Below are 12,697 nucleotides of genomic sequence, written 5' to 3'. Positions count from 1 at the left end.
CCGTAACCGTAACGTCACACACAGCTTCTGTCAAAATATCCCCAAACCCGAAAGGAGCAACTCCCATGAACCGGACTGAATTGGAAGAGAACATTGTAAAGGCATTAGAGAATAATCCGTTTTGTAGCTTCTCCACGGTGGAGAATGGCAAACCCAAATCTCGCTATATGGCGCTGTTTAACGATGGAATGAACATTCATCTTGCAACGAATCGTCGCACGCATAAGGTAGAAGAATTGGAGAACAATCCGAATGTAAGTCTTTTGCTTGGTTATGAGTCGGGTGGCTCCAAAGAAGTTGTTGAGGTAGAAGGAACGTGTGAAATTACGAAAAATGAGGGTTTGCGTGAACAGGTGTGGAATGATGAATTGAAGGCATGGTTTGACGGTCCTCAGGATCCGAATTATGTCATTCTGGACATTACACCAACGCGGATTGAATATACGGGGAAAGATCACGAACATCAAGTGTGGGAACAATAGAATTCGTACTTATGAATCACCTTTTGCGAACGATGCGTGAATGCACTGTCTCGGAAGAGGTTTCAACCGTGAGGCCATGTGGCTTCGCGGTTTTTTGAGGTTAGACATAATCGTTCTAAAATGGATATACATGTAAGATGAATGTAATATACGTATTTAGCATGATGAGTAAACTATTTTTACAAAAAAACGCGAGAAATTTGTCGAAATTACGCATGATTGTGTAAAGTAGGGCAGGTATGTGCGGATAACGTAAAAAAATAAAGCTTTTCAACGACTTCACATTGCGGTATTATTTGGAATGTAAACGACACGCACAGATATGAATAGATGTTCATGTGAGATAAACTAACCTGGGATTTTGATGGTTTCATCAGAAGATCAGCACGCACAACCCATGGAATCTATCTTGGTCTGCGCTTGTTCGTTTGCGTACTAATGCATGATTCAATGTACATAACCGGGAGGGGTTATTTTGAAAAAGAGTAAGAAAGTATTATCAAGCCTGACTGCCGCTTTGGTTGCATTTAACGTGCTTGCGGTATTTCCAGTACCAGTATCGGCTGCGGACGCTGCCAAAGTTAAATTGCGGATTATGGAAACGACAGATATTCACGTCAATCTGCACAACTACGACTATTATTCTGACAAAGAAACCGATCAGTATGGACTGGCTAAGACAGCAACCCTGATCAAAAATGCACGTGACGAGGCGAAGAACAGCCTGCTATTTGACAATGGTGACTTGATTCAAGGAAATCCATTGGGAGATTATGTTGCCAAGATTGATCCACTGAAAAAGGGTGAAACTCACCCTGTATATAAAGCAATGAACCTGCTTGATTATGATGCAGGGAACATTGGTAACCACGAATTTAACTATGGCCTTGATTTCTTGGATATGACGCTGGAAGGCGCTAATTTCCCTTATATCAATGCCAACGTATATATCGATGACGGTGATGATGATGAAACGAATGACAAGAACTACTTCACACCGTATGAAATTCTCGACAAAAAAGTAACGGACGAAGATGGCAAAGAGCACACGATCAAAGTGGGCGTGATTGGCTTCGTTCCACCACAAATTATGCAATGGGATAGCGCGAATCTTGAAGGTAAAGTCATTGCCAAGGATATAATCGCAACTGCGAAAAAATTCGTTCCACAAATGAAGGCTGAGGGTGCTGACATTATTGTTGCTATTCCTCACTCCGGTTTCGAGGATATCCCTCAAACAGACCTGATGGAGAACTCCGTATTATATCTGAGCCAAGTTGAAGGTATTAACGCGATCTTGTTCGGACATGCCCACAAAGTCTTCCCAAGTGCTGATTTTGCAGGTAAAAAAGGTGTAGATCTTGAAAAAGGTACAATTAATGGCGTTCCATCTGTTGAACCAGGTTTCTGGGGCGATCACCTAGGTATTATTGATCTGGATCTGGAGCAAGTAGACGGCAAGTGGAAAGTAGTGGATTCTTCTACAGAAGCACGTCCGATCTATGATACAGCGAACAAAAAACCATTGGTGGACGCTGACCAAGAGATCATTGATGCTGTTCACGAAGAGCATGAAGGTACACTTGAATATGTTCGTGGTCCTGTTGGCGAGACAACTGCACCAATCAACAGCTTCTTCGCACTCGTTCAAGATGATCCATCCATTCAGATCGTAACGAATGCACAGAAATGGTATGTTGAGAAACATCTGCAAGGAACGGATTATGAGAATATTCCTGTATTGTCTGCTGGAGCGCCATTCAAAGCAGGTGGACGTTCAGGTGCTTCGTACTACACGAATATTCCTGCAGGAACAATTGCAATCAAGAACGTAGCAGATCTGTACGTATATCCAAATACGGTACATGCTGTTGAGATCAACGGTGCTGAACTCAAAGAATGGCTCGAATGGTCTGCAGGACAATTCAATCATATCGACCCTGCCAAAGGTGGACAGCAGCAATTGATCAATATGGACTTCCCAACATATAACTTTGACGTTATTGATGGGGTGACATATCAGATCGATGTGACACAACCAGCGAAATACGATGCCAAAGCAACAGTGGTTAATGAATCCGCAAGCCGGATTAAGGATCTGAGTTTTGAAGGCAAACCGGTTGATCCAGCACAAAAATTCATTGTAGCTACGAATAACTATCGTGCTTCTTCATCCAAACTAGCCAATCCAGATGGTAAACGCATCGTTCTGGCTGCACCGGATGAGAACCGTCAAGTCATTATCGATTATATTCGTGAGAACAAAACGATTAACCCAACAGCTGATGGTAACTGGTCTTTGGCACCAATTAAACCGTCAGCAGGTGTAACTGCAGCAGCCTTGAATGATCTCGAAGTGGTGTTTGCTTCTTCTCCAGATGCGAAGGCTCTGGTTGAAGCTAATCCAGCGATGTCTTTCATCGGTACAAACGAAGATGGTTTTGCTGAGTATGGTTTGAAATTGACAGGAGACGCGGTTACAACTCCAACAACAGGGGCTGAACCTACTCCAACGCCAGCACCAACTCCGACACCTGCACCGGCTCCAACACCTAAGCCACAACCGGAAAAACCTGCAAAGGACAACGTTGTATATGTGGTGAAAAAAGGAGATAACCTGTACCGCATCGGATTGAAATATGGTGTGGACTGGCGCAAACTCGTAACGGTAAATGCAATTAAAGATGTGCACAACTTGAAAGTTGGACAGAAAATCATAATTCCTGCTTCCTAATGTGCAGATTGACGACCGACAGTCTTAAGACTGTCGGTTTTTTTGATAAGTCTAAAAGCTCACTCCCCGTCATAGAGGAAGTCACCAAAACAGTAGAGATTAATTTGAATACCCGTGCTATAATATTTACAAACTTTGGGTATATACTAATATTAATGAAACGGCAAGGGGGTTCTACATGAATTGCAGTGGCTGCAGTCCAATTTATCCGATTGAGGATCAAGGTACCCTGTATCTGCGTCCGTTTTCCCCCATTTTGCTGGAAGCGCTGCAAACGCAGGGGATGAGTAGCGAGCATTCAGATCGCTATATCTGGGTGCATTTTGACAATCTTGACATGCTGCAGAGCAATCTGGAGAAGATCAGGAAGCTGAGTCAAGCTGTATTGGACACGATTTCATTTCAAGTGAGAGCAATTCGTGAGCAGGCAGACCAGGAAGACTGGATCAGTCTGGGAATGCTGGAGAATCGGTTCAAGCATGCGGATATGGTTTCGATTATTTTAGAAAAAAGATTCAGTAGTCATATGCAGCCCATTGTGGATGCTTCACAGCAAATTATTGGATATGAATTCCTCTTACGTCCTGCTGAGAACGGAAGATCATTCAATGCGTATGAATTGTTTGAAATTGCACGGGATACGGGATTGCAATCCTTTTTAGATCGAACAGCAAGGATCTCGGCCATTGAGACGAGTTCCGTTTTTTTGCCACAGGGAATTAAGCGTTTTGTTAATTTCTTACCTTCCTCCATATATAACCCCGAATACTGCTTAACACATACATTTGAAGTCATTGAACGATTAAGGTTAGACCCTAAAGACTTTGTATTTGAAGTTGTTGAGACCGAGCCGATTAAACACATGGATGCCTTACAGCATATTTTTCAGGTATATCGTAATCATGGGATGTCTGTAGCGCTGGATGATGTGGGAGCCGGGTTTTCGACGGTAGAGCTGATGAATCGATTAGAACCGGATTTTGTCAAAATAGATCGGAGTCTCATTGATCATTGTGATGATGATCCTGTAAAACAGCAGAAAATCATTCATATTGTCGAGATGTCGCGTCGATTTGGCGGTCAGGTGCTTGCCGAAGGCGTGGAACGCATCGAAGAATTTGAGTTTTGTCGTTCTGCCGGGATAGAGCTGGCACAGGGATATTATTTTGGGAAACCTGTGGCACAGCCTCCAACCTATTCGAATTGAAAATAGTATTAATACCAAATATGACCTTACACCTCGAACAAGTCACTTCGTATAGAAGTTGGCTTGTTTGGCATGCAATGTCCATTTTTTTATCAAATAAATCCCCCCATTCAGCCGATATATAATATAGGCCTTTAAGAGTAGTCCATACATAAAAGAGAATGAGGACAATTTTGATATTTGAGGGGGAGAAACGTGATGAGCCAGGATCAAAAGCAGATAAAAGCAGCTAAACCTGCCAAACCAAAAAATAATAAAAAGAAGAGTAAAAAGAAAGGTTTTGTCTGGAATATAAGGAACAAGCTATTGGTATCGTTCTTGGCCGTGCTGATTCTGCCTAGTCTGGCGATCGGCTTCGTTACGTTAATTATTGCAGAGGATAGCGTACAAGAACAACTGATGGATAGTGCCGAGCAAAGTGTGAGTACAGCGAATTCCATCGTGGAGAGCCAAGTCAGTTATAAAGTGAACGACATTAACTATTTTGCCAATACGCTTGATTCAAGTTTAATTAAGGGTGAGAGCGATAGCACCGAGCTTCAGGCGAAGCTGGAGCAATATCTGGGTTTACATCCGGACGCCAATAATATTTTTGTAGGTACGACAGAGGGAGTCATGGTTCGGGGGAAACCGACGGAAAGTAGCTTGCGCGGCGATGCCTACGATCCAAGGGAGCGAGAGTGGTACAAGCTTGCGATGGCGAAGCCCGGCACAGCCGCTGTATCGAATGTGTCCCTTAATACGGATGGAAAAGCCGTTGTATTTATCTCCAAAACGTTGAGCGATCAATCCGCTGTAGTTGGTTTGTCCATGGATCTAACGGATCTGCGTGAACAGGCATCCATCAGGGTAGGTAAAGAAGGCTACGTCATTATTATGGATGCCAACAAAAATTATGTCGTATCTCCTGTTGTAGAAGCTGGAACGCAGGATACAAGTGACACCTTAAATGAGATGTTTGAGAAACAAGAAGGACAATTCGATTACGTGTATAATGATGCACCGAAAATGATGATTTTCTCTACTAATGAAGCAACAGGGTGGAAAATTGCCGGCACGATGTTTAAAAGTGAAGTAACCGAAGCAAGTAAAGATATTCGCATGGCAACATTTATTGTCATTCTGGCAGCTACATTCATTACCCTCATCTTTATTATCTGGTTTACGCGCTCGATGCTGCGTCCAATCAAACGACTGCAAGAATCGGCTAGAGCTGTAAGTAAGGGTGATCTGACTGTCAAAATGGAAACAGGTCGCAAAGATGAAGTGGGTGACTTGGCGAAGTACTTTGAACGAATGGTTGATAACCTCCGCATGATGATTCTGGGTGTGCAAGAAACGACAGAGCAAGTATCGGCTTCTTCGCAGGAATTGTCGGCTAGTGCAGAACAAACGACCAAAGCGATTGAGCACTCTACGCTGGCGGTACAGGAGCTTGCCGAAGGTGCAGAGCAGCAAGTAAGGAGTGTCAAAGAAGGTTCAGGACAAATGAGCCGTATGGTGGAAGACGTACGTCTTATGTCTGAACGTGTGCAATCCATTACTACGAATATGCGTCATACTTCAGGTGCGGCTCATTCGGGTAATGAGGCAGCGAGCGAAGCAATGGAACAGATGAATAGCATTCAGGAAACGGTGGAACAACTGGCGAAGGTAGTACAATCCTTGAATGCCCGTTCCGTAGAGATCGGTAGCATGGTTGATGTCATTGCTTCCATCTCCAAACAGACCAATCTACTGGCGCTGAATGCGTCCATTGAAGCGGCAAGAGCGGGTGATGCAGGTCGTGGCTTCGCCGTCGTAGCTGGAGAAGTGCGCAAGCTTGCTGAGGAATCCGGAAGCTCTGCGGCACAGATTGGGGATTTGGTTCATAACATTCGGATGGATATGGATGCAGCCCTTCATGCGATGAATGCAGCTCAGACTCGGGTAGGCGATGGTATTCAAGCCGTGAATACATCAGGGCAATCATTTGCTCAGATTCGTACTGCTGTAGAAGACGTTGTTCATACACTTGATGATCTGTCTGAAACAACGAAGCAGATGGAGCACGGCGCTACTCAAGTTGCTCAAGCAATGAATGATATCTCTATCGTTACCCAAGAATCGGCAGCGAACACCGAATCCGTATCGGCTTCGTCCCAAGAACAACTTGCATCTGTTGAAGAGATTGCTTCATCTTCTGCACATTTGAACAGCATGGCTGAACAGCTCCAAGGACTCTTGGGAATGTTCAAAATGATAGAAGATACGCCGAAGAAGAGCGACAAATCCTAAGTGATAACGGATTAACGTTCTACACCATTTACAGTAAGAAAATAAAGATAGACAATCCTCCTGTTGCCCTGTATAACTAGATCGTCTGGTTATTCCGTACCGGTTGCGGTGTAATCGTATAATAGAAGAAGTGGATGATAGGGGCGCAGGAGGATTCATGACATATATAGCCATCTTAATATTTATCTTAACCATTACACTGGTCATCTGGCAGCCGCGAGGGCTGGGGATTGGTTGGTCTGCTATGGGTGGGGCGATTCTAGCGCTACTCTGCGGTGTTGTTAGCTTAAATGATGCATCTGATGTCGCTTCCATCGTATGGAATGCAACGCTAGCGTTTGTCGGCATTATCATGATCTCATTAATTCTCGATGAGACGGGTTTCTTCGAGTGGGCAGCGCTACATATGGCTAGACTTGCTGGAGGCGATGGACGCAGGTTATTCATATACGCGATCTTGCTGGGAGCGGCTGTGTCAGCACTCTTTGCCAATGATGGCGCAGCACTTATTTTGACACCCATTGTCTTGGCTATGGTAAGAGCGCTCAAGTTTGATGAACGCATGGTGCTAGCTTTTGTCATGGCCAGTGGCTTTGTAGCGGATACGACATCATTACCTCTCGTCGTCAGTAATCTAGTGAACATCGTATCTGCTGATTATTTCGGCATTACGTTTCTGGAATATGCTGCGAAGATGATTGTGCCCAATATATTTTCCATTGTCGCGAGCACAGTGATGTTAGTTTTGTTCTATCGCAAAAGCATACCGCTTCGTTATGATATAACCGCTGCGCGTGATCCGAAGGAAGCTATTCGCGACCCACGTATGTTCCGCATTGCATGGTTCATGTTAGTATTACTGTTGGTTGCGTATACCCTTAGTGAGTTTCTCCCGATTCCGGTTTCGGTTATCGTAGGTGCCGTAGCACTGCTATTCGCATGGCTTGCGCGTAAGAGCGAAGCGGTTAATTTGAAACGGGTAGTGATGGAAGCGCCATGGTCGATCGTTGTATTTTCCGTTGGCATGTATATCGTCGTATACGGGCTTCGTAACGCAGGTTTGACTGACCATCTGAGTCGCTGGCTTGATGCGATCGCAGAACATGGTGTGCTAGCGGCATCTGTTGGGATGGGCGTCATTGCTGCAGTGTTATCCTCGGTGATGAACAATCTGCCTACCGTGCTGATTAACGCCCTAGCGATCCATGGTTCGAATGCTGAGGGCATTGTGCGTGAAGCGTTAATTTACGGTAATGTGATCGGCTCCGATCTAGGTCCCAAAATGACACCGATCGGCTCGCTTGCAACGTTACTATGGCTGCATGTGTTATCACGTAAAGGTGTGAAAATCACATGGGGATATTATTTCAAGGTTGGTGTGATCTTAACCATTCCAACATTGCTAATTACGCTTGCGGGTTTGGCGTTATGGTTGTGGATTCTAGGTTAGTAAACTAAAATAGTTACACTTTCTATTTCGATGACAGAATAACTTTCCGATCGCTGTTATCTCCAGAATTTTTTGATTCCCTTTCTAAAGGGAAAATCCAGGGATAGCGTATGCTTCCGATGTGGCTTTCTTTCAGAAAGCTTTCAGCCGAACGCTTCGCTTCTCCATGTTATTTCTGTCCTCTCCGTTCTCGTGTAAATGTTTAGGTTATAAAAACAATTTAGTATAAAACTGCTCATAGTTGGTGCTGATGCACTTACTGTGAGCAGTTTTTTTAATTTTCCGATTGGTGTCTGGAATAGCGACCAGGCGAGCATAACGCATTAAAACATGACCAGCCTCTCCTGAATTCCATCACTAATTGTTAAACACCGTTAACAATGGACGGTGGAGCAATTCATTGTAGGCCTGGTCTTTTTCCTACCCTTCCCTAGGCTGTAGATTGAAATGTTTGGGAGTTTCATCAGCGCTGACATAGCGCAGGGAACGGAACGATTGTGGAAAAGCGGAGCGCTCGCCTTTATCCACGGATGTTTTCCTTGGAAAAAACAAATCATATACATCAGGGGATAACAGCGATTGAAACAACGTCCGTTCCCGGAGCGACCTACTCAGCGATGAAGTGTTTCCAATTATTTTCCAAACACAGCCTACATTTTTAACATTGCGTTTACAAAACAATGATTTTGAGATGACATACCGAAACTACAATGATTAAAGAGTTGATGGTGAACACACAAATTCACAAAACGCCATCACTAAATTGGGGGAGGAAAACAAAACTATGTTTAAAAAGTTGCCGTTTATTTTGATGACCTTGTCGTTCGTACTCGTGCTTGCAGCATGTGGATCGAACAATAACGCTGGAACAGAGGGTTCTGCAAGCAATGGATCAGGCGAAGCTGCCACTGAACTTAGTGGTAACATTCTGGCTGTTGGATCTACAGCATTACAACCTCTGGTTGAGCAAGCTGGACAGAAATTTATGGCAGTTGATGAATATAAGAACGTAACAGTACAAGTGCAAGGCGGCGGTAGCGGTACTGGTCTGACACAAGTGTCTGACGGACAAGCTACTATCGGTAACTCCGACGTATTTGCAGAAGAGAAATTGGAAGACGAAGCAAAAGCAAAAGAATTGGTTGACCACCAAGTAGCAGTTGTAGCTATCGCTCCAGTTAGCAACAAAGATGCAGGTGTAACAGACTTGACGAAGCAACAATTGATCGACATTTTCTCCGGTAAAATCACGAACTGGAAAGACGTTGGTGGTGCGGATCAAGCAATCGTTATCGTTAACCGTCCTGGTAGCTCCGGAACTCGTGCAACATTCGAGAACTTCGCACTGGGTACAAAAGTAGAAGATATCCAAGGATCTATTCAAGAAGATTCCTCAGGTACAGTTAAGAAATTGGTTTCCGAAACGCCAGGAGCTATTGGATACCTTGCACTTTCTTACCTGGATGACAGCTTGACGGTTCTGAAATACGAAGGCGTAGAAGCATCCGTTGAAAATGTTGAAGCTGGAACATACCCAGTATGGGCTTACCAACACATGTATACAAAAGGTGAACCTGATGCAGCTACAAAAGCATTCCTTGATTACATGCTGAGTGACGAAATTCAACTGACAGACGTTAAGGAACTGGGCTACATTCCAGTATCCGGTATGAAAGTTAAACGCGATGCAACTGGCGCAGTGACTCAATAATCTTTGAACTTGCTCATACAGCGAGAGAGGCGGACTTAGGTCCAGCCTCTTTGCGCGGTTTATGAAATAATCCCATATTTTACATTAATTCTACGATGAAGGATGGTTGTTATGGAACAGACCGAAGGGGGAACGGTAATGAACAGCAACATGAAACCTCGCCGGCCCTTGAGAGAGAAACATTACTGGGAAGATTGGACAGGTCGTATTTATACGTCGATTTGTGTTGTTTTTCTGATCGTTGTTATGTTTTCCATTGTGTATTTTGTGGCGTCCAAGGGTCTGACGACCTTTTTCCGGGATGGCGTGAGTTTACGTGAATTCATATTTGGAAGAACGTGGAATCCGTCTGCCGAACCATCAGCTTATGGAGCATTACCGTTCATCACCGGTTCCTTTACAACCACCTTGCTGGCGGCTTTGATTGCAAGTCCACTCAGCCTATGTGCAGCGCTCTTTATGACGGAGATTGTACCGGGCAAAGGGAAAAAGATACTGCAGCCTGCAATTGAGCTGTTGTCTGGGATCCCATCCGTTGTTTATGGATTTATCGGTCTGAGTGTAATTGTGCCTTTGATGCGTACTCTTTTCGGTGGAGCTGGCGTCGGGATTGCTGCGGGATGTTTGGTTTTGGCTGTTATGATCTTGCCTACAGTAACAAGTATTATGGCAGACGCTCTCTCTGCTCTTCCTAAAGGATTGCGTGAGTCATCCTATGCTCTAGGTGCTACACGTTGGCAAACGATTTATCGTGTCATCATCCCAACGGTTCTACCAGCCTTGTTGACAGGGGTTGTACTGGGGATGGCTCGTGCATTTGGTGAAGCGCTGGCTGTGCAAATGGTTATCGGTAACGCACCACATGTACCGACGTCCCTGCTTGAGTCTGCTTCAACGTTAACAAGTGTTATCACATTAAGTATGGGTAATACGACAATGGATTCAGTTCATAATAATGCGCTCTGGAGTATGGCACTGGTATTGCTCGTAATGACCTTTGTATTCGTTATTCTGGTTCGCTTGCTTGAAAGGAGAAACCGGGTATGAGAATGAAGGCCAAAACAGTAGATAAAATTGCTACCTATGTCATTGTTGTGCTCGCACTGTTCATCGTTGCATTGTTGCTGGGGTTACTTGGTTTCATCTTGGCACGAGGAATTGGCCACATTGACTGGAACTTCCTGACCAGTGCACCGCAGATGCTCAAAGGTGGAGGCGGTATTGGACCGCAGCTTTTCAACTCCATATTCCTGCTTGTGTTAACACTGATTATTACGATTCCGCTCGGATGGGGCGGAGGAATTTATATGGCGGAATATGCGAAGCCAGGACGCATTACAAGCTTCATTCGCTTGGTCGTTGAGGTACTGTCATCCTTCCCGTCAATCGTTATCGGTTTGTTCGGACTTTTACTCATTGTAAATACATTTGGCCTGGGCTTCTCTCTAATCTCAGGTGCGATGGCGCTTGCGATCTTCAACTTACCACTTATGGTACGTACGACAGAGCAGGCTTTCCGCGCAGTTCCTAAGGAACAAAAAGAAGCTGGATTGGCACTTGGCTTGTCCAAATGGAAGATCATCACATCCATCTTGTTGCCTGTGGCTCTGCCAAGCTTAATTACAGGTACGATCCTGGCTTCTGGCCGGATCTTTGGTGAAGCAGCTGCCCTCATGTTTACAGCAGGGATGAGTAGCCCACCGCTCGATTTCACGGATTGGAATCCAACGAGCCCAAGATCACCGCTCAATCCATTCCGTCCAGCTGAGACGCTGGCCGTTCATATCTGGAAAGTTAACAGTGAAGGCATTGGTCCAGATTCCAAGGAAGTTGCAGCCGGTGCGTCCGCAGTCCTTGTCATTCTCGTGCTAGCTTTCAATCTAAGTGCACGCTGGATCGGTCGGGTTGTATACCGTCGTATGACAGCTTCGAAATAAGGAGGAATCCCACATGGCCATACCTTTTGGTACGGAACAGTTAAGCATATATTATGGGCATTTCCAGGCAGTTAAGCAGATCAGCCTGGCATTCCCTGAAGCAAGCGTGACGGCGCTTATTGGTCCGTCAGGCTGCGGTAAATCGACGTTCCTTCGTTCTTTGAATCGGATGAATGATGAGATCGCTGGATCTCGCACAGAAGGTCATATCTGGATGGACGGCAAAGACCTGAACGAGCCGGGTACGGATGTAATCAAGCTTCGCCAAAAGATCGGCATGGTGTGGCAGAAGCCCAATCCATTCCATAAGTCTATTTATAACAATATCGCGTTTGGCCCCCGCTATCGCGGTACGAAGAGTAAAAAGGCATTGGATGAAATTGTGGAAAAAAGCCTGCGCCGGGCAGCTCTTTGGGATGAGGTAAAAGACAGACTTAACGAGTCGGCCCTGTCACTATCTGGTGGACAACAGCAGCGTCTGTGTATCGCACGCGCACTATCGGTTGACCCGCAGATTTTGTTGCTTGATGAGCCAGCATCTGCGCTTGACCCGGTATCTACGGGTAAAGTAGAGGAATTGATCTCCGAACTGAAGAAGGATCTACGGATCGTTATTGTAACGCATAACATGCAGCAAGCAGCACGTATTTCGGATTTTACCGCGTATTTCTATTTGGGTAGCATGATTGAACACGGGAATACAGAACAGATCTTTACGAACCCGGACAATCGCCTGACACAGGAATACATTATGGGACGTTTCGGTTAATCTCAATTGGAGTGGTTGGAGGACATTGGAACTAAGGTAGGATAGAACATATAGAGAAATAAGAGAGCATAATTCTTGGGTGAACGCGCCAGGGGTTATGCTCTCTTTTATATATACATGGAAAGATACT

At 44.9% G+C, this 12,697-nt stretch carries 9 protein-coding genes; all 9 read left to right on the top strand.

From position 1 onward, the window contains the following. Positions 1-65: 65 nt before the first annotated feature. Positions 66-482, top strand: coding sequence for a pyridoxamine 5'-phosphate oxidase family protein (locus tag M3636_RS21015; RefSeq protein WP_128100031.1), 417 nt, complete (start codon positions 66-68; stop codon positions 480-482). Positions 483-957: 475 nt separating this feature from the next. Next, complete coding sequence (locus M3636_RS21010) at positions 958-3,216, top strand: bifunctional 2',3'-cyclic-nucleotide 2'-phosphodiesterase/3'-nucleotidase (protein ID WP_251383881.1); 2,259 nt, start codon at positions 958-960, stop codon at positions 3,214-3,216. A gap of 178 nt (positions 3,217-3,394) precedes the next feature. Further along, on the top strand, positions 3,395-4,423 hold the full coding sequence (locus tag M3636_RS21005; protein ID WP_251383880.1) for an EAL domain-containing protein: 1,029 nt from the start codon (positions 3,395-3,397) through the stop codon (positions 4,421-4,423). A gap of 198 nt (positions 4,424-4,621) precedes the next feature. Then, positions 4,622-6,700 (top strand): methyl-accepting chemotaxis protein, encoded by a 2,079-nt coding sequence (locus M3636_RS21000; RefSeq protein WP_251383879.1) that lies wholly within the window; start codon positions 4,622-4,624, stop codon positions 6,698-6,700. 157 nt (positions 6,701-6,857) lie between these two features. Next, positions 6,858-8,150 carry an arsenic transporter gene (locus M3636_RS20995; protein ID WP_251383878.1) on the top strand — a complete coding sequence of 431 codons (1,293 nt, stop codon included), beginning with the start codon at positions 6,858-6,860 and terminating at the stop codon, positions 8,148-8,150. Positions 8,151-8,934: 784 nt separating this feature from the next. After that, complete coding sequence (locus M3636_RS20990; protein ID WP_128100035.1) at positions 8,935-9,861, top strand: phosphate ABC transporter substrate-binding protein PstS family protein; 927 nt, start codon at positions 8,935-8,937, stop codon at positions 9,859-9,861. Positions 9,862-9,999: 138 nt separating this feature from the next. Further along, positions 10,000-10,908, top strand: coding sequence for a phosphate ABC transporter permease subunit PstC (gene pstC, locus M3636_RS20985; RefSeq protein WP_128100036.1), 909 nt, complete (start codon positions 10,000-10,002; stop codon positions 10,906-10,908). Positions 10,909-10,910: 2 nt separating this feature from the next. Continuing rightward, positions 10,911-11,798 carry a phosphate ABC transporter permease PstA gene (pstA, locus tag M3636_RS20980; protein ID WP_128104270.1) on the top strand — a complete coding sequence of 296 codons (888 nt, stop codon included), beginning with the start codon at positions 10,911-10,913 and terminating at the stop codon, positions 11,796-11,798. A gap of 13 nt (positions 11,799-11,811) precedes the next feature. Further along, complete coding sequence (gene pstB, locus M3636_RS20975; RefSeq protein WP_128100037.1) at positions 11,812-12,567, top strand: phosphate ABC transporter ATP-binding protein PstB; 756 nt, start codon at positions 11,812-11,814, stop codon at positions 12,565-12,567. Positions 12,568-12,697: the final 130 nt, after the last annotated feature.

Origin of the sequence: Paenibacillus sp. MER 99-2 (genome assembly GCF_023714095.1) — a bacterium.
In the GTDB taxonomy this organism is placed as follows: Bacteria; Bacillota; Bacilli; order Paenibacillales; family Paenibacillaceae; genus Paenibacillus.
The sequence above is the reverse complement of the archived record's forward strand: the minus strand, read 5'-3'. Positions and strand labels throughout refer to the sequence as shown.